The sequence below is a fragment of the Kitasatospora sp. NPDC093558 genome, assembly GCF_040683475.1.
Taxonomy (GTDB): Bacteria; Actinomycetota; Actinomycetes; order Streptomycetales; family Streptomycetaceae; genus Kitasatospora.
The window spans coordinates 1-17,505 of sequence record NZ_JBFBDY010000112.1 but is presented as its reverse complement, the minus strand read 5'-3'; the positions used below and the strand labels follow the sequence as shown (position 1 = coordinate 17,505).

The 17,505-nt window shown below is 72.2% G+C and carries 18 protein-coding genes; 5 read left to right on the top strand and 13 right to left on the bottom strand.

From position 1 onward, the window contains the following. Window positions 1-1,337 (bottom strand): serine/threonine-protein kinase (locus AB0O00_RS14265; RefSeq protein WP_363651531.1); only part of this gene is annotated, 1,337 nt, incomplete at its 3' end. A gap of 254 nt (window positions 1,338-1,591) precedes the next feature. Between AB0O00_RS14265 and AB0O00_RS14260 the strand changes: the two genes are divergently transcribed. Next, window positions 1,592-2,167 (top strand): hypothetical protein, encoded by a 576-nt coding sequence (locus AB0O00_RS14260; protein WP_363651529.1) that lies wholly within the window; start codon window positions 1,592-1,594, stop codon window positions 2,165-2,167. Window positions 2,168-2,212: 45 nt separating this feature from the next. After that, a protein-coding gene (locus AB0O00_RS14255; RefSeq protein ID WP_363651527.1) for an IS5 family transposase occupies window positions 2,213-3,087 on the top strand; the annotation gives its coding sequence in 2 pieces (ribosomal slippage) (window positions 2,213-2,557 and window positions 2,560-3,087; 873 coding nt in all). Between the two features lie 20 nt (window positions 3,088-3,107). Here AB0O00_RS14255 and AB0O00_RS14250 read toward each other — a convergent pair. The 5 genes from AB0O00_RS14250 to AB0O00_RS14230 all read right to left on the bottom strand — a co-directional run bounded on the left by AB0O00_RS14250 (window position 3,108) and on the right by AB0O00_RS14230 (window position 8,440). Then, the gene (locus AB0O00_RS14250; RefSeq protein WP_363651525.1) at window positions 3,108-3,482 is read right to left on the bottom strand and encodes a hypothetical protein; all 375 of its coding nucleotides are present in this window, start codon (window positions 3,480-3,482) and stop codon (window positions 3,108-3,110) included. A gap of 172 nt (window positions 3,483-3,654) precedes the next feature. Next, entirely contained in the window at window positions 3,655-4,782 is a 1,128-nt protein-coding gene (locus tag AB0O00_RS14245) for a GuaB3 family IMP dehydrogenase-related protein (RefSeq protein ID WP_363651523.1), read from the bottom strand. A gap of 193 nt (window positions 4,783-4,975) precedes the next feature. Next, window positions 4,976-6,478 (bottom strand): IMP dehydrogenase, encoded by a 1,503-nt coding sequence (gene guaB, locus AB0O00_RS14240; RefSeq protein ID WP_363651522.1) that lies wholly within the window; start codon window positions 6,476-6,478, stop codon window positions 4,976-4,978. Window positions 6,479-6,743: 265 nt separating this feature from the next. Beyond that, a complete protein-coding gene (gene shbA / locus AB0O00_RS14235; RefSeq protein WP_359962468.1) occupies window positions 6,744-7,304 on the bottom strand; it encodes an RNA polymerase sigma factor ShbA in 561 nt (186 codons plus the stop codon). A 524-nt stretch (window positions 7,305-7,828) separates the two neighbouring features. Then, a complete protein-coding gene (locus AB0O00_RS14230; protein ID WP_014136228.1) occupies window positions 7,829-8,440 on the bottom strand; it encodes a response regulator transcription factor in 612 nt (203 codons plus the stop codon). A gap of 561 nt (window positions 8,441-9,001) precedes the next feature. Here AB0O00_RS14230 and AB0O00_RS14225 point away from each other — a divergent pair. Further along, the gene (locus AB0O00_RS14225; RefSeq protein WP_359962339.1) at window positions 9,002-9,328 is read left to right on the top strand and encodes a WhiB family transcriptional regulator; all 327 of its coding nucleotides are present in this window, start codon (window positions 9,002-9,004) and stop codon (window positions 9,326-9,328) included. Window positions 9,329-9,422: 94 nt separating this feature from the next. Here the strand turns inward: AB0O00_RS14225 and AB0O00_RS14220 are convergent, their stop codons facing one another. The 3 genes from AB0O00_RS14220 to groES form a co-directional block, all read right to left on the bottom strand. Beyond that, a complete protein-coding gene (locus tag AB0O00_RS14220; protein ID WP_363651519.1) occupies window positions 9,423-10,421 on the bottom strand; it encodes a LysR family transcriptional regulator in 999 nt (332 codons plus the stop codon). 159 nt (window positions 10,422-10,580) lie between these two features. Continuing rightward, window positions 10,581-12,209 carry a chaperonin GroEL gene (gene groL / locus AB0O00_RS14215; RefSeq protein ID WP_363651517.1) on the bottom strand — a complete coding sequence of 543 codons (1,629 nt, stop codon included), beginning with the start codon at window positions 12,207-12,209 and terminating at the stop codon, window positions 10,581-10,583. 116 nt (window positions 12,210-12,325) lie between these two features. After that, the gene (gene groES / locus AB0O00_RS14210; RefSeq protein WP_014136232.1) at window positions 12,326-12,631 is read right to left on the bottom strand and encodes a co-chaperone GroES; all 306 of its coding nucleotides are present in this window, start codon (window positions 12,629-12,631) and stop codon (window positions 12,326-12,328) included. Between the two features lie 249 nt (window positions 12,632-12,880). On the opposite strand from groES, the gene AB0O00_RS14205 reads away from it, so the two are divergent. Further along, window positions 12,881-13,216: a hypothetical protein gene (locus AB0O00_RS14205; protein WP_363651515.1), complete on the top strand. Its 336-nt coding sequence runs from the start codon at window positions 12,881-12,883 to the stop codon at window positions 13,214-13,216. Window positions 13,217-13,305: 89 nt separating this feature from the next. Further along, window positions 13,306-14,472, top strand: coding sequence for a class I SAM-dependent methyltransferase (locus AB0O00_RS14200; protein ID WP_363651514.1), 1,167 nt, complete (start codon window positions 13,306-13,308; stop codon window positions 14,470-14,472). Window positions 14,473-14,485: 13 nt separating this feature from the next. Here AB0O00_RS14200 and AB0O00_RS14195 read toward each other — a convergent pair whose 3' ends face one another. From AB0O00_RS14195 to rimI, 4 genes are read right to left on the bottom strand one after another with little or no spacing between them, the layout of a single operon-like run. Further along, a complete protein-coding gene (locus tag AB0O00_RS14195) occupies window positions 14,486-15,394 on the bottom strand; it encodes a polysaccharide deacetylase family protein (protein WP_363651512.1) in 909 nt (302 codons plus the stop codon). A gap of 31 nt (window positions 15,395-15,425) precedes the next feature. Further along, window positions 15,426-15,731: a hypothetical protein gene (locus AB0O00_RS14190; RefSeq protein WP_363651510.1), complete on the bottom strand. Its 306-nt coding sequence runs from the start codon at window positions 15,729-15,731 to the stop codon at window positions 15,426-15,428. After that, window positions 15,728-16,834 (bottom strand): tRNA (adenosine(37)-N6)-threonylcarbamoyltransferase complex transferase subunit TsaD, encoded by a 1,107-nt coding sequence (tsaD, locus tag AB0O00_RS14185; RefSeq protein ID WP_363651508.1) that lies wholly within the window; start codon window positions 16,832-16,834, stop codon window positions 15,728-15,730. The genes AB0O00_RS14190 and tsaD overlap by 4 nt, the downstream gene beginning before the upstream one ends. Further along, a complete protein-coding gene (rimI, locus tag AB0O00_RS14180) occupies window positions 16,827-17,315 on the bottom strand; it encodes a ribosomal protein S18-alanine N-acetyltransferase (RefSeq protein WP_363651533.1) in 489 nt (162 codons plus the stop codon). Before rimI ends, tsaD begins: the two co-directional genes overlap by 8 nt. Window positions 17,316-17,505 lie beyond the last annotated feature (190 nt).

The window sequence follows — 17,505 nt, the reverse complement described above, 5'->3', positions numbered from 1 at the left end:
GTCGGCGCCGAGGACCCGCTCGGCGTCGCCTCCGTGGTGGCCGCGACCGGCGAGGTCGCGCCGGCGCCGTGCGCCGTGCTGCCGTCCGAGCCGCCGACGGCCTTCACGACCGCGACGATCCCGGCGATCAGCAGTAGCACCAGGACGATCGTCACCACGGCCAGCCGCCGCCGGCCCTTGCGCGGGTCGGCGCCCGCGGCCTGCGTCGCGCCCAGCGTCCACTCGCTGGTCACCGGCCGGATCGGCTCGGTCTCCGGCGCCGCGGGCCGGGCCGGCTCCGCCACCGGGGCCACCGCCGGGGCGGCCGCGGGCCCCTGGTCCTTCGCCTTGCTGCCGACCCGGACGGTCCCGAGCAGCCCGCCGATCGTCCGCTTCGCGGTGCCGTCGGGGGCCGGCGGCTGCTCCTCGGCCTTCTCGTCGACCGTCCCGGCCGGGGCCGAACCCGCCGCACCGGCGGCCGCCTTGACCGGCATCGCGTGCTCGGTCGTCGACTCGGCCTTGGCGGTGGCCTCGGCGACGACCCGCTTGAGCATCGACCGGGTCTGCGAGGCGTCCAGCCGGTCGGCCGGGTCCTTCTCCAGCAGGCCCTCGATCACCGGCAGCAGCGCCCCGGCGTTCTTCGGCGCGACGAGCTCCTCGGTCATCACCGCCGTCAGCGTGGCCAGCGCCGACCCGCGGTCGTACGGCGGCCGGCCCTCCACCATCGCGTACAGCGTGCCGCCCAGCGACCACAGGTCGGCCGGCGGCCCGGGCTTCTGCCCGCGCGCCCGCTCCGGGGATATGTACGAGGGCGCGCCGACCAGCATGCCGGTCGAGGTGACGGAGGCGTCGCCCTCGACGCTGGCGATGCCGAAGTCGGTGAGCACCACCCGGCCGTCGTCGCCGATCAGCACGTTCGACGGCTTCACGTCACGGTGCAGGATCCCCAGCGCGTGCGCGGCGCTCAGCACGCCCAGCACGTCGAGCGCGATCTCGGCGGCCCGGGCGGGCGCCAGCGGCCCGTCCTCCTTGATGACGTCGGCCAGCGAGCGGGACTCCACCAGCTCCATGACGATCCACGGCCGGTCGTCCTCCTCGACCACGTCGAAGACGGTGACCGCCGAATTGTGCCGGATCCGCGCGGTGGCCTTGGCCTCGCGCAGCGTACGGACGATCAGCCGGTGCTTCTCCTCCTCCTCGACGCTGGCGTTCATGCGCAGTTCCTTGACCGCGACGATCCGGCCCAGCATCTCGTCCTCGGCCCGCCAGACGGTGCCCATCCCGCCGCGCCCGAGGACCGCGTTCAGCCGGTAGCGTCCGGCCAGGAGTCGGCCGGTGGAACCCTGCGCCTGGGTCATTCGAAACGTTCCCCCATGTGCTGCTGGCGGTCGAGGTGACGTTGCATCGGCCCGGCGTCTGGGCCCGAACGCCAAGCCTCCATCATCCCCTGTCCACGGGGCCCTCGACCACCCGGCCCCCGCCCCGGGGTGCGACGGACCGCAGCAACCCCGGCTCTCCGTGCCCGATCTGTGATCGAAAACTCGCCAAGATTCGTCCCGAACACTGTTACGGTGCGGCAGCTCACCGTCTTTTCCGGGGGGATCCGACACCCATGACCGCACCCGCCTGGGGCACTGACGAACAGTCGGGCCGTCCGCGAACCGCCCAGCACTACACGGTGGCGCCCGCCGTCGGCGCCCCGGAGGGCTACGTCGCGCCGGGAATGCCCGGTGTCCCGGTGGCCGGATACGAACCCGTCGTCCCCGCCGCCCGCCGCCGTCGCCCGCGTCGGCGCGTCGGGCTCGCCGCCACCGTCGCGGTCACCGCGATGCTCCTCGGCGCCCTCGCCTACGGCTGCGCGCCGCTGCGGGCCGAGGACAGCGTCGGCTGGCTGGCCATCGCCCCGGCCGCCGCCGTCTCCTGGCCGCTCGGCCGGCTCGGCGGCCGCAGCCGGGTGCTGCCCCTGCTGGGGGCGCTGCTCGCGGCCGGCGCGCTCTTCCTCGGCCAGTTACTGCTCCAGGGCCGCGAACTCCGCTCCCGCGGCCTGTCCGGCACCCCGCTGCGCGTCGTCGCCCACAACGTCCTGGCCGCGTGGCGCACCGACCTGCGCCCGCTGGACCTGGCCTTCTACGGCATAGCGCTGATCGGCGGCTTCATCCTCACCCGCCGCACCGCCGTCCGCAGCTAGGGTCTGTTTCAGAAGTGGATCAAGGTCGTGCGATGATCACGTTCCATGGCTCGGGGAGATCTGACAGACGCCCAGTGGGTGGTGCTGGAACCTTTGCTGCCGCAGGGCATCAAGGCTGGTCGGCCGCCCTTGCATACCAAGCGGCAGCTGATCAACGGGATACGGTTCCGGACCCGCACGGGCATACCGTGGCGGGATCTGCCCGAGCGGTACGGGCCATGGGAGACGGTGTACGGGCTGTTCCGCCGCTGGCAGCGCGACGGCACGTGGCCCCGGATCTTCGAACAGCTCCAAGCGCAAGCTGATGCGAAGGGCCTGATCACCTGGGACATCTCCGTCGACTCCACGATCGCCCGCGCGCACCAGCACGCGGCCGGCGGCCGCAAAAGGGGGATCTGCAGGTCGAGCCACCCGGCGGCGTCTTCACTGAGCCCGACGACCACGGGCTCGGACGCTCCCGCGGCGGACTGACCACCAAGATCCACCTGGCGGTCGAGCAGGCCCAGAAGCCGATGTCGCTCGTGATCACGGCCGGACAGCGCGGCGACTCCCCGCAGTTCCAGGTCGTCCTGGGCCGCATCCGTGTGCCCCGGCCCGGCCCGGGACGGCCGCGCACCCGGCCGGACAAGGTCCGCGCCGACAAGGCGTACGGCTCCCGCGCGAACCGCGTCTACCTGCGCAGACGAGGTATCGGATGCACGATCCCGGAGAAGCGCGACCAGATCGCGAATCGCAGGAAGCGCGGTTCCCGCGGGGGCCGGCCACCAAAGTTCGACAAGGACGACTACAAGGAGCGACACGCGGTGGAGTGCGGGATCAACCGCCTCAAGCGCCACCGCGCGGTCGCGACCCGGTACGACAAACTCGCCGTCCGCTACGAGGCAACCGTGCTGGTCGCGGCCATCAATGAGTGGCTGTGACCACTCTCACTGAGAGACCCTCAGGCGCGATAGGTAAACCGGCCGAGGTAGTGCAGAGAGGTGCCGTGCGGGTTGGTGACCACGTTGGGAGCGAAGACACAGATCGCAGCATCGGCCAGCTCGGTTGACTCCACTTGTGGCAGCCACTGGTCAGCGTACGAGGCCTCTCGAAGGAGCACCTCAGGGGCAACCGGAGCGAGGTGGCCGTCGTCTTGGGCGTGGATGGCTTCGACGCACATCGGTTCGAGCTCGGCAATCCCAGCCTCTAACGTAAAAACGGATGGCTCCGCATCCCCGTCCTCTGACCACCCCTCATCGACGTAGTCGCGGATGTCTTCAAACGACGAGAACCGGCCGCGCGAGAGGAAAACGTGCACCACGCTGGCTTCAGTCACCCGACGATTGTCGCCCAACACTGAACCCGCCCGCGACCGCCACGAGACACCGTTCACACATCGGACCCGCCATCAACGAGTTCACCATGGGCACTTCTGAAACACGCCCTAGAGCCTGTGACACGACGAGGGCCCCCGCCACACACGGCGGGGGCCCTCGTCAGCGCACACCTCAGCGGTGGTCGAGCGCCGGGTTGACGGTGACCTCGACCCGCTGGAACTCCTTGAGCTCCGTGTAGCCGGTGGTGGCCATCGCGCGGCGCAGCGCGCCGAACAGGTTCATGGTGCCGTCCGGGGTGTGCGACGGACCGGTGAGGATCTCCTCGGTGGTGCCGACCGTGCCGAGGTCCACCCGCTTGCCGCGCGGCAGCTCCTCGTGGACGGCCTCCATGCCCCAGTGGAAGCCCTTGCCGGGCGCGTCGGTGGCCCGGGCCAGCGCGGCACCGATCATGACCGCGTCCGCGCCGCAGGCGACGGCCTTCGGGATGTCGCCGCTGTAGCCGACGCCGCCGTCCGCGATCACGTGCACGTAGCGGCCGCCGGACTCGTCCATGTAGTCGCGGCGGGCGGCGGCCACGTCCGCGACGGCGGTGGCCATCGGCACCTGGATGCCGAGCACGTTGCGGGTGGTGTGGGCGGCGCCGCCGCCGAAGCCGACCAGCACGCCGGCCGCGCCGGTGCGCATCAGGTGCAGCGCGGCGGTGTAGGTGGCGCAGCCGCCGACGATGACCGGGACGTCCAGCTCGTAGATGAACTGCTTGAGGTTCAGCGGCTCGGCGGCGCTGGAGACGTGCTCGGCCGAGACGGTGGTGCCGCGGATGACGAAGACGTCGACGCCGGCGTCCACGACGGCCTTGGAGAACTCGGCGGTGCGCTGCGGCGAGAGCGCGGCGGCGGTGACCACGCCGGACTCGCGGACCTCCTGGATCCGCTGCTTGATCAGCTCGGCGCGGATCGGCGCGGCGTAGATCTCCTGGAGGCGGCGGGTGGCGACGGCCTCGTCGGTGATCGAGGCGATCTCGTCGAGCAGCGGCTGCGGGTCCTCGTAGCGGGTCCACAGGCCTTCGAGGTTCAGCACGCCCAGGCCGCCGAGGCGGCCGATGGCGATGGCCTGCTGCGGCGAGACCACGCTGTCCATCGGGGCGGCCAGGAACGGCAGCTCGAAGCGGTAGGCGTCGATCTGCCAGGCGATCGAGACCTCCTTCGGGTCCCGGGTACGGCGGCTGGGGACGACGGCGATGTCGTCGAAGGCGTACGCCCGGCGGCCGCGCTTGCCTCGCCCGATCTCGATCTCAGTCACTTCGAGCCCTTCTGCTGTGTTGCTCATGCCCGCCGGGTCACCCCGGCCGCCCCCAGTATCCCGTACAGGAGGTGTGCACGCCCCGACGGCCCGGCCCGCGGACGCGCGCGAGGGGCCCGCCGCTGCGGACAGGACGCTGTTGGTACCAACAGCGTCCTGCGGACAGCGACGGGCCCCTCGGAGGTCCGGACGATCAGCGCGACGAGTAGTTCGGCGCCTCGACGGTCATCTGGATGTCGTGCGGGTGGCTCTCCTTGAGGCCCGCCGAGGTGATCCGGACGAACCGGCCCTTGCTCTCCATCTCGGCGACGGTGGCGGCGCCGACGTAGCCCATGGTCTGGCGCAGGCCGCCGACCAGCTGGTAGAGCACGGTCGAGAGCGGGCCGCGGTACGGCACCTGGCCCTCGATGCCCTCGGCGATCAGCTTCTCGTCCGAGGAGACGTCGGCCTGGAAGTAACGGTCCTTGGAGAAGGACTTCGCCTGGCCGCGGCTCTGCATGGCGCCCAGCGAACCCATGCCGCGGTAGGACTTGAACTGCTTGCCGTTGATGAACAGCAGCTCGCCCGGGGACTCCTCGCAGCCGGCCAGCAGCGAGCCGAGCATGACGGTGTCGGCGCCGGCGGCCAGCGCCTTGCCGATGTCGCCGGAGTACTGCAGGCCGCCGTCGCCGATGACCGGCACGCCGGCCGCCTGGCAGGCCTGGGCGGCCTCGTAGATGGCGGTGATCTGCGGGACGCCGATGCCGGCGACCACGCGGGTGGTGCAGATCGAGCCCGGGCCGACGCCGACCTTGACGCCGTCCACGCCGGCGTCGATCAGCGCCTGGGCGCCGTCGCGGGTGGCGACGTTGCCGCCGACCACGTCGACCTTGACGGCCGACTTGATCTTCTCGATCCAGGCCAGCGCGTTGTGGCTGTGGCCGTGCGAGGTGTCCACGACCAGGAAGTCCACGCCGGCCGCGACCAGGGCCTGGGCCCGGTCGAACGCCTCGGCGCTGGCGCCGACGGCCGCGCCGACCAGCAGACGGCCCTCGGCGTCCTTGGCGGCGTTCGGGTACTTCTCGGCCTTGACGAAGTCCTTGACGGTGATCAGGCCCTTGATCCGGCCCTCGTCGTCGACCAGCGGCAGCTTCTCGATCTTGTGGCGGCGCAGCAGCGCCATCGCGTCCTCGCCCGAGATGCCGACCTTGCCGGTGATCAGCGGCATCGGGGTCATGATCTCGCGGACCTGGCGGCTGCGGTCCGACTCGAAGGCCATGTCGCGGTTGGTGACGATGCCGAGCAGCTTGCCCGCCTCGTCCGCGACCGGCACGCCGGAGATGCGGAACTTGGCGCACATCGCGTCGGCCTCGGCCAGGGTGGTCAGCGGGCCGACCGTGATCGGGTCGGTGACCATGCCGGACTCGGAGCGCTTCACCAGGTCGACCTGGTTGGCCTGGTCCTCGACCGACAGGTTGCGGTGCAGGACGCCGACGCCGCCCTGGCGGGCCATCGCGATCGCCATCCGGGCCTCGGTGACCTTGTCCATCGCGGCGGAGAGCATCGGGATGTTGACGCGCACGTTCCGGGAGACCCGCGAGGAGGTGTCGACCTGGTTCGGCAGCACCTCGGAGGCCCCGGGCAGCAGCAGGACGTCATCGAACGTGAGCCCGAGCATCGCGAACTTCTCGGGTACGCCTGCGGCGTTGTAAGACATTTCGGGGGTACCTTCCGTGGCCGGCCTTTTGATCCGCACACGCCCTGAGGGTGGGGGCGCGCCTTCATCGCTCACTCGCGCAGACGGCCGAAAGCCGGGTGATGTTTGGAGGATCCTCCAGGGGAATCCCGTTCGCACCCGTGAAACTTTGGCAACCTGCCCAGGCGCCGATACCCCATGGTACTGGCACCGGGATTGTGGTCCTCGTGTGCCCTTGACAACACCAGCCGCCCATGAGCCATTCCGGCCGCGCCCGCGGCAGGGGTCAGGAGGACTCCTCCGCGAGGGCCCGCAGCCGGCTCAGGGCCCGGTGCTGTGCGACCCGGACGGCCCCCGGCGACATGCCGAGCACCTCGCCGGTCTCCTCCGCGGACAGCCCGGCGGCCACCCGCAGCAGCACCAGCTCGCGCTGACGGGCCGGCAGGTTGGAGAGCAGTTCCTTGGCCCAGGCGGCGTCGCTGCTGAGCAGCGCCTGCTCCTCCGGGCCGAGCGCCTCGTCCGGCACCTCCGGCAGGTCGTCCTGCGGGACCACCGTCGAGGCGGGCCCGCGCATCGCGGCCCGCTGCAGGTCGGCGATCTTGTGCGCGGCGATGCCGTAGACGAAGGCCTCGAACGGCCGCCCCTGGTCCTTGTACCTGGGCAGCGCGCACAGCACGGCGACGCACACCTCCTGCGCGATGTCGTCCACGTGGTGCCGGGCACCGCCGGGCAGCCGGACCAGCCGGCCGCGGCAGTACCGCAACGCCAGCGGGTGGACGTACGCGAGCAGCGCGTCGATGGCCGGGCCCTCGCCGCGGACGGCGGCCGCGACCAGCTCGCCCACCAGCGGCGATCCACCGCCGCCGAGCACGGGCGGACGGCCGGGGCCGGCCTCGCCGGCGACAGCGGCACCGGTCCGGCCGGAAACCGCATCCGCACGGCCGGATTCGGCGTACGACGGATCGCCACCCGGGCCGGAGGGCTCGGCCTCCCCCGGGTCCGCCTGGCCGGCCGCACCGGCGACGTCGTCACGCATCGGTCCATGGTGCCTGGTCGAACGGGAAAACGCGGCACCGCGTCCGGAGTTGTGCACCGGAACGTTATGCGCTGCGGCACCGCGCGGCGTGCCGCCGCGCACCACCGGCCCCTCCTGCACCGTGCCGCCTCCCGCCCCGCCGCCGTCGGTGGTCCCGTCCGTCGCGCCGTTCGCCGAGTGTCCTGCGGCTGCGTGGTTCGCCGCAGTGCCTGTCCGCTGGTCCCCGAGGTGCTCCACCACTCCATGGTGCAACCTCGGGACCGTAACGTCACACGCCCGTGCGGCGCCCGTCCCCGGAAACACCGGCGGCGCGCCTGGGCCGGCGGCGCCTGCGGTCAGCGGACCAGGCCCCAGCGGAAGCCCAGCGCCACCGCATGGGCGCGGTCCGAGGCCCCGAGCTTCTTGAACAGCCGCCGGGCGTGGGTCTTGACGGTGTCCTCCGAGAGGAACAGCTCGCGGCCGATCTCGGCGTTGCTGCGGCCGTGGCTCATGCCCTCCAGCACCTGGATCTCACGCGCCGTCAGGGTCGGCGCCGCGCCCATGTCCGGGCTGCGCAGCCGGCGCGGGGCCAGCCGCCAGGTCGGGTCGGCGAGGGCCTGGGTGACGGTGGCCCGCAGCTCGGCGCGCGAGGCGTCCTTGTGCAGGTACCCGCGGGCGCCGGCGGCGACCGCGAGCGCGACGCCGTCGAGGTCCTCGGCGACGGTGAGCATGATGATCCGCGCGCCCGGGTCGGCGGACAGCAGCCGCCGGACCGTCTCGACCCCGCCGAGACCGGGCATCCGGACATCCATCAGCACGAGATCGGAGCGGTCGGCCACCCAGCGGCGGAGGACCTCCTCCCCGTTCGTCGCGGTGGTGACCCGGTCCACACCGGGTACGGTCGCGACGGCGCGGCGAAGCGCCTCGCGGGCGAGCGGGGAATCGTCGCAAACGAGAACGGAAGTCATGACCGTCGTCCTCCGCAGCTGATCCGCGTCACGTTGAGCCTCCTGGCTGGTACGAACCTCTCCGACACGGCCGATCGGCGTCAGAGTCCGTGCTGATCGCCTCAAGTTCCCCGCGATCGTTCCCGACGTCCGGCGCCCGCTAACCGCCTCCGCACTTCCAACGACCGTCACTCGAATGAGTTACGGCCTTCAGGGCCATCTCCACCACTGTACGTGGCCAACCCATTACCGATCAGCCGCATCGCGGTGCACACGCCGCACTTTTGTGCAGCTCGCGCGCGGTCGGCGTGCGACCCGCACACCGGCGCGGGGCTCCGCGCGCCCCTCGGGCCACCCGATTGCCACGTCCGCGCCCGCGAAAGTCCATGCCCACTTCGCCCGTTTTTATAGCTTTCGTATGGTCATTGACTGTTGTGCCACTCTGTGGGTGACTTGTCCATGGAGTTGCCTTAAGTCATATTTCCAGGTGTCCACACCAGTGCTATCGACGCCCCGCCACGCCCGCAGCGAGCTCCGCTGGGGGCCGGCCCGCGGCCGACGAGCCTCTGAAGGGAATGAGTCATGGCAGATTTCTCCCGCCTCCCCGGTCCCAACGCGGACCTCTGGGACTGGCAGCTCTCCGCAGCCTGCCGTGGCGTGGACAGCTCGCTCTTCTTCCACCCGGAAGGCGAGCGCGGGGCCGCGCGGAGCTCGCGCGAGGCCAGCGCCAAGGAGGTCTGCACCCGCTGCCCCGTGATCGCCGAGTGCGCGGCCCACGCACTGGCGGTCCGCGAGCCGTACGGCGTCTGGGGCGGGATGACGGAGGACGAGCGCGAGGAGATGCTCGGGCGCTCGCGGCACCGGCTGGTGGAGGTCCCACTGGTCGCGCCGACGGTCGCCCAGCGTTAGCGCCACGCCGACGCAGCGCCGTGAAGAAACGTTTCTTCGCGGCGCCTCAAGACCTTCGTCGATGACCCTGTGTCAGCGGGCCCCGGCGACTGCCTCAGCGGGCCCCGGCCGCCCCGGCCAGCCGCTCCAGCATCAGCGCCACGGCCGGCACCTCGGCCAGGTCCGGCAGGGTCAGTGCGACCACCTGCCGCACCGCCGGCGCCCCCGAGGCCGTCCGCACCGGCACCGTCGACACCCCGTCAGGGCGCACCGACTCCAGCGCCAGCCGCGGCAGCACCGCCACCCCGAGCCCGGCCGCCACCAGGCCGACCACCGCCGGGTAGTCGTCCGTCGCGAAGTCGATCCGGGGCTCGAACCCCGCCCCGGCGCACAGCTCCACCAGGTGCCCGCGGCACTGCGGGCAGCCCGCGATCCACTGCTCCCCCGCCAGCTCGGCCAGCCCCACCGCGCCGCCGCGCCCCGCCAGCGGGGGCGCGGCCGGCAGCAGGCCCACCAGCGGATCGTCCAGCAGCGGCGTGACCACCAGGTCGGACCAGTCGGTGCCGGCGCTCAGCTGCTGCGCCTCCAGGTTCGCCTCGGCCCGCGCCTCGCGCGGCGTGCCGTGCGCGGGCGCCGGGAGCGCGCTCCCGCCCTCGGACTGCGGGTAGCGGAAGGCCAGCGCGATCTCGCACTCGCCGCCGCGCAGCATCGCCAGCGACTCCGGCGGCTCCGCCTCGACCAGCGACACGCGCACCCCCGGATGGCCGTCCCGCAGGCGGGCGACGGCGGGCGGCACCAGGGTGGAACTCGCGGTCGGGAAGGACACCAGCCGCACCCGTCCGGCGCGCAGCCCGGCGATCGCCGCGACCTCCTCCTCCGCCGCCGACAGCCCGGCCAGGATCCCGGTGGCATGCTTGAGGAGCACCCGTCCGGCCTCGCTCAGCTGCATGCCCCGGCCCGAGCGGACCACCAGCGGGGTGTCCACGGACTTCTCCAGGGCCTTCATCTGCTGGCTGATGGCGGGCTGGGTGCAGCCCAGCTCGCGGGCGGCGGCGGAGAAGGAGCCGGTGCGGGCGACGGCACGCAGGACGCGCAGGTGGCGGGCCTCGATCATGCTTCAGTTATAAGGCAATCTTTGCCGAACACAAAATTCCCCTGATAGTTGAGGCTTCAAGCGGCCGGACACCTCTTCAAGCGGCCGGTCCGAACGCCGGAGGCCCGGCCCGCCCCCAGGAGAGGGAGCGGGCCGGGCCTCGGGTGTGCTTCAGGGGCCTCAGTGCGAGTGGCCGTGGCCGCCGTGCGAGTGGCCGTTGTCCGCGGCCTCCTCCTTCTTCTCCACCACGAGGGTCTCGGTGGTGAGCAGCAGGGAGGCGATCGAGGCGGCGTTCTCCAGGGCGGAGCGGGTGACCTTGACCGGGTCGATGACGCCGGCCTTCACCAGGTCGCCGTACTCGCCGGTGGCGGCGTTGTAGCCCTGGCCGGCCTCCAGCTCGGCGACCTTGGAGGTGATGACGTAGCCCTCCAGGCCGGCGTTCTGGGCGATCCAGCGCAGCGGCTCGTGCAGCGCCTTGCGGACCACGGCGACACCGGTGGCCTCGTCGCCCGACAGGCCCAGGCCGTCCTCCAGCACCTTGGCGGCGTGCACCAGGGAGGCGCCACCGCCGGCGACGATGCCCTCCTCGACCGCGGCACGGGTCGCCGAGATGGCGTCCTCCAGGCGGTGCTTGCGCTCCTTCAGCTCCACCTCGGTGGCGGCGCCGACCTTGATGACGCAGACGCCGCCGGCCAGCTTGGCCAGGCGCTCCTGCAGCTTCTCGCGGTCCCAGTCGGAGTCGGTGCCCGCGATCTCGCCCTTGATCTGGGCGACGCGGCCGGCCACGGCGTCGGCGTCGCCGGCACCCTCGACGATCGTGGTCTCGTCCTTGGTGATGGTCACGCGGCGGGCGTTGCCCAGCACGTCCAGACCGGCCTGGTCGAGCTTGAGGCCGACCTCCTCGGAGATCACGGTGCCGCCGGTCAGGGTGGCCAGGTCGCCGAGGATCGCCTTGCGGCGGTCGCCGAAGCCCGGGGCCTTGACGGCGACGGCGTTGAAGATGCCGCGGATCTTGTTCAGCACGAGGGTGGACAGCGCCTCGCCGTCGACGTCCTCGGCGATGATCAGCAGCGGCTTGGAGGCACCGCCCTGCAGGATCTTCTCCAGCAGCGGCAGGAGCTCCTGGATCGAGGAGATCTTGCCCTGGTGGATCAGGATGTACGGGTCCTCCAGGACCGCCTCCTGCCGCTCCGCGTCGGTGACGAAGTACGGCGACAGGTAGCCCTTGTCGAACTGCATGCCCTCGGTGAACTCGAGCTCGACACCGAAGGTGTTCGACTCCTCGACGGTGATGACACCGTCCTTGCCGACCTTGTCGATCGCCTCGGCGATCAGCTCGCCGACCTGGGTGTCCTGCGCGGAGAGGGACGCGACGGCGGCGACGTCGTCCTTGCCCTCGATCTCGCGGGCCACCGAGAGCAGGTGCTCGGAGACGGCGGCGACGGCCTTGTCGATGCCCTTCTTCAGGGCGGCCGGGCCGGCACCGGCGGCGACGTTGCGCAGACCCTCGTTGACCAGGGCCTGGGCCAGCACGGTGGCGGTGGTGGTGCCGTCGCCCGCGACGTCGTTGGTCTTGGTGGCGACCTCCTTGACGAGCTGCGCGCCAAGGTTCTCGTACGGGTCGTCCAGCTCGACCTCACGGGCGATGGTGACACCGTCGTTGGTGATGGTCGGGGCGCCGAACTTCTTGTCGATCACGACGTTGCGGCCCTTGGGGCCGATGGTCACCTTGACGGTGTCGGCCAGCTTGTTGACACCGCGCTCCAGCGAGCGGCGGGCGTCCTCGTCGAACTGCAGGATCTTCGCCATGTTCCCTATTCCCTCGGGGCTGCGGCCGGCCCACCGGCCGCCGAACTACGTGAACCGACGACCACGCCCCGGGCCCCTGTCACTTGGGACACGGATCCGGGGCGGGTCGGAACGACTTACTTCTCGATGATGGCGAGAACGTCGCGGGCGGAGAGGACGAGGTACTCCTCGCCCTGGTACTTCACCTCGGTGCCGCCGTACTTCGAGTACAGGACGATGTCACCGACGGCGACGTCGAGCGGCAGACGCTGGCCGTCCTCGAAGCGGCCCGGGCCGACGGCCAGGACGACGCCCTCCTGGGGCTTCTCCTTGGCGGTGTCCGGGATAACCAGGCCGGAGGCCGTGGTGGTCTCGGCGTCGAGCGGCTGGACCACGATGCGGTCCTCGAGCGGCTTGATGGCAACCTTGCTGCTGGTGGTCACGTCCGAGCTCCCCTTCGGAGATTACGGGGTTTTCTAACGGGTAAGTGGCGAACCTGCGAGCCTGCCGTCGCGGGGGTCAGACACGCCTCTTCGCGTTAGCACTCCCCTGGTGGAGAGTGCCAAGGACGACCATAGGCCCGTGTTAGCACTCAGTCAACCAGAGTGCCAACGACGCGCCCCGGGGCCTCAGGCTACGGATGAGTAGCCGTACTCATGTGCGGCGCGGGGCCCGGCGGCCAGACTCCTGCCATGACCTCGATCCCGATGCGCGTCGGCCCGGCCCGGCTCAAGGACGCGTCCCTCGCCCTGCTGGCACTGCCCCTGCTGGGCGGACTGCTCCCGTTCGTCGTCTTCTACGTCGTCGCCTGCCTCGGCAGCGGCCCCGGCACCGGGGACGACGGGGACGGAAGCGCGTGGGCGTTCCTCGGCATCGGCATGATGGCCGGCCCGGTGGTCGCCCTGGTGGCGGGCGTCCTGGTGGCCGTGCGCAGTCGGCGCTCCGGCTACCGGTTCCTCCCGGTCGCCGCCGCGCTCTCGCCGCTCGTCGTACCGGCCGTACTCTCCTCCGGCGTCCTCTGGCGGTGACCCGACCGCCGGTCCGACCGCCTGCCGGACCGCGCTCCGCGCCGGCTGACCGGCCTCCCCCACACCGCCCGACCGGCGAGAATGGCCCCGTGGACACCGAGAACCTCCAGCCGCTGCTGACGCCCGAGGGGCAGGACCTGCTCGCCGCACTGCGCGAGTTCACGCCCGAGGAGGAGCTCGCGCTGGCCACCCGGCTGCGGCGCGAGCACCCGGCCGACCTGGTGTCGGCGGCGTTCGGGCAGGCACGACTGCGCCAGCGCGCCCGCGCGAAGTTCGGGGCGGACGCCGACCTGATGTACTTCACGCCCAACGGCGTCGAGCAGTCCACCCGCCGCAGCGTCGCCGAGTGGCGCGCGCAGCGCTTCGCCGCGCTCGGGGTGCGCCGGCTGGCCGACCTGTGCTGCGGGATCGGCGGGGACGTCCTGGCGCTGGCCCGCGCCGGGATCGAGGTGCTGGCCGTCGACAAGGACCCGGCGGCCTGCGCGGCCACCGCCGCCAACGCCGCCGCGCTGGGCCTCGCCGACCTGGTCGAGGTGCGCTGCGCGGACGTCGCCGAGGTGGACGTCACCGGCTACGACGCGGTGTTCACCGACCCGGCGCGGCGCACGGCGCGCGGCCGGGTGTTCGACCCGGAGGCGTACGCCCCGCCGCTGTCCTGGGCGATCGAGGCCGGCCGCCGGACCCCGATCGGCGCGCTGAAGGTGGCGCCCGGCATCCCGCACGAGGCCGTCCCCGAGGACGCCGAGGCCGAGTGGGTCTCCGACCACGGGGACGTGAAGGAGGCGGTGCTCTGGTTCGGCACCAAGGCCGCCCACCCGCACCGCGCGACGCTCCTGCCGCACGCCGCGAGCCTCACCGGCGGCGACCTGCCCGACCCCGCCGCCGGGCCGGTCGGCCGCTACCTGTACGAGCCGGACGGCGCCGTGATCCGCGCCCACCTCGTCGCCGAGGTGGCCGAGCAGGTGGGCGGGCGGCTGATCGACCCGAAGATCGCCTACCTGACGTCGGACGAGCTGGTCCCGACACCGTACGCGCACGCCTTCGAACTGACCGACGTCATGCCCTTCCACATCAAGAAGCTGAAGGCCCTGCTGCGCGAGCGCGGCGTCGGCACCGTGGTGATCAAGAAGCGCGGGATGGCGATCACCCCGGAGGAGCTGCGCCGCCAGCTCAAGCCCTCCGGGCCGAACTCCGTCACGGTGATCCTCAGCCGCACCGACCACGGCCCGCTCATGATGCTCGGTCAGCCGGTCTGACCGGGCGGGAGGACTACGCCGGCGGCTGGATGTAGTCGTCCAGCCGCGCCACCGAGAAGCCCTGCTCCTGGATCCGGGCCAGCAGCTCGCCGAACATCTGGGTCATCGTGGCGCCCTTGAGCTCCTTGGGGCCGCGAAAGTGGGCCAGGATGATGTCGCCGGGCTTCAGCTTCTTGTCCGCCGCCTGGTACTGCATGTCGTGGATCTGCATCGACTCGCGCCACAGCACGATCGCGCGCGGACCGCACTCCTGCACCGAGGTGTTGAGCGTCGGCGTGTTGGCGCCGTCCCCGAACGGCGGGCGGAACAGCAGCGGAGCGGTGCCGTACTGCTGGGTGAGCGCGGCCTGGTCGTCGCAGATCTCGGACTTCTGCTTCTCCGGCGGGAGCTTGCTCATCACCGGGTGGGTGACGGTGTGGTTCTGGATGTGGTTGCCGAGCGCCTGGAGCGGCTTGAAGTAGCCGTAGTCGTTCTTGACGATGTCCTTGGTCAGGAACATCGTGATCGGCACCTTGAGGTCGGTCAGCATCTCGACGAACTTCGGGTCCTTCTCGGCGCCGTCGTCGATGGTGATGAAGACGACCTTGTCGCTCGTCTTCACGTCGCTGAACACCGGTACGGTGCCGGTCCGTTCGAGCTTGACGGGCTTGTCGGCGGGCGGCGCGGGGGCCGGGGCCAGCGGCTTGAGGTTCCACTTCGCCCACGCCGCGTCGCCCGCGGCCTGCGCCGCCGCGGGCGTACTGGCCGCGGCCGTCGGCGCGGCGCCGCCGGAGGGCTGGGCCCCCGCCGGGGCCGCGCTCGTGGGCGCCGGAGCGGCGGCGCCGCCGTCCCCGTTGCCGCCGCACCCGGTGGCGAGGGCCAGCAGGGCCAGCGCCCCCGCCGCGTACGCCTTGGTCCTGTTCCGCCCGTCCTGCTGCTTCACCGCACCGCGCTCCTGGTCCGTCCGCCGTTCCTCAGCTATGCACGGTAGCGGGCGGGCGGGTGGTTCCCGGACCGGCCTGCTCGACGTGGTCGCTGGTGAAGGACCAGCGGTGCACCGGACGGCCGAGCAGTCCGGCCGGCGGGTCGGCGACGGGCAGCGGCTCGCAGCTCCACCAGGTGATCAGCAGGACGCGCTCGCCGGGGGCGGAGAGCAGTTCGAGGCGCTCCAGGCCCGCCGAGCCGCGCAGCGCCGGGATCGCCGTCTCCCGTGCCCAGGCGGCGAGTTCGGCCCCCCGGCCGTCCGCCGCCCGGGCCTCCCACATCGCGGCGACGGTCACGCGGCACCGCCGCCGAGGGCGTCGTACGCCTGGCCGTGCAGGTCGCCGTGGTGGAGGTCCGCCGCCGGGACGTGGACGTCGGTGACGGGCAGCGAGGAGTCCGCCGACAGGTCGAAGGCGGACGGCGCACGGTCGCGCCACACCATCTCGGCGCCCAGCGCGGCCACCATCGCGCCGTTGTCGGTGCACAGGCCCGGACGCGGCACCCGCAGCCGGATCCCGGCCCGGTCGCAGCGCTGCTGGGCCATCTCGCGCAGCCGCGAGTTGGCCGCGACCCCGCCGCCGATCATCAGGTGGTCGACGCCGTTGTCCTTGCACGCCCTGACGGCCTTGCGGGTGAGCACGTCGGTGACCGCCTCCTGGAAGGACGCCGCCACGTCGGCGACCGGCACCTCCTCGCCGGCCCGGCGCTTGGCCTCCACCCAGCGGGCGACGGCGGTCTTCAGGCCGGAGAACGAGAAGTCGTACGCCGGGTCGTTCCGGCCGCTCAGGCCGCGCGGGAAGCTGATCGCCTTGGGATCGCCCTCGCGGGCCGTGCGGTCGACGATCGGGCCGCCGGGGAAGCCCAGGCCGAGCACCCGGGCCACCTTGTCGAAGGCCTCGCCGGCCGCGTCGTCGATGGTCGCGCCGAGCGGGCGGACGTCGGTCGTGATGTCCTCGCTGAGCAGCAGCGAGGAGTGCCCGCCGGAGACCAGCAGCGCCATCGTCGGCGAGGGCAGCCGGCCGTGCTCCAGCTGGTCGACGCAGATGTGCGAGGCGAGGTGGTTGACCCCGTACAGCGGCTTGTCCAGCGCCCAGGCGTACGCCTTCGCGGCGCTGACGCCGACCAGCAGCGCGCCGGCCAGGCCGGGGCCCGCGGTGACGGCGATGCCGTCCAGGTCGCTCGCCTTCACTCCGGCGGTGTCCAGGGCGCGCTGGATGGTCGGGACCATCGCCTCCAGGTGGGCCCGGCTGGCGATCTCGGGGACGACGCCGCCGAAGCGGGCGTGGTCGTTGACGCTGGAGGCGACCGCGTCGGCCAGCAGCGTGGTGCCGCGCACGATGCCGACGCCGGTCTCGTCGCAGGAGGTCTCGATGCCGAGGACGAGCGGTTCGTCAGCCATGGCGGGGGTCCTCAATGTCCTTCGGGTCGGTGCTGTCGGTGCTGGGGTGGTCGAGGCGCATCACCAGCGCGTCGACGTTGGCGGGCTGGTAGTAGCCGCGCCGGATGCCCACCGGCTGGAAGCCGTGGCGCTCGTACAGCCGCTGGGCGCGCGGGTTGTCCACCCGCACCTCCAGCAGCAGTTCGGCGCAGCCGCGCCGGGCGGACTCCCGGATGAGGTCGGTGAGCAGCGCCGCGCCGAGGCCGGCGCCCTGGTGGCGCTCGTCGACGGCGATGGTCTGGACGTCACCCTCGCCGGCGATCGCCATCAGTCCCGCGTAGCCGACGATCGTGCCGTCCGCGGCGGTGGCCACGGTGTAGTGGCGGGTGCCGCCGGGGTGGGTCTCGGCCAGCTCGGACCAGTACATCCCGTGGGACCAGGCGTCCTCGGGGAAGAGCCGCAGCTCCAGTTCCATCACCGGCTCGATGTCCCACCAGCGCATCGGGCGCAGGGTGGTGCCGTGCTTCACGCCGGGAGCACCGCCTTGCCCCCCAGAACAGTCTTGTAGGCCGCCGGGACCTGGGCGTCCGGGCGGCGCAGGTACAGCGGCACGTTCGGCAGCAGCTCGCGCCCGGCGGCGAGTTCGGCGGCGGCGAAGCCGGCCAGGGCGCCGGCCGAGACGTGCTCGGGGC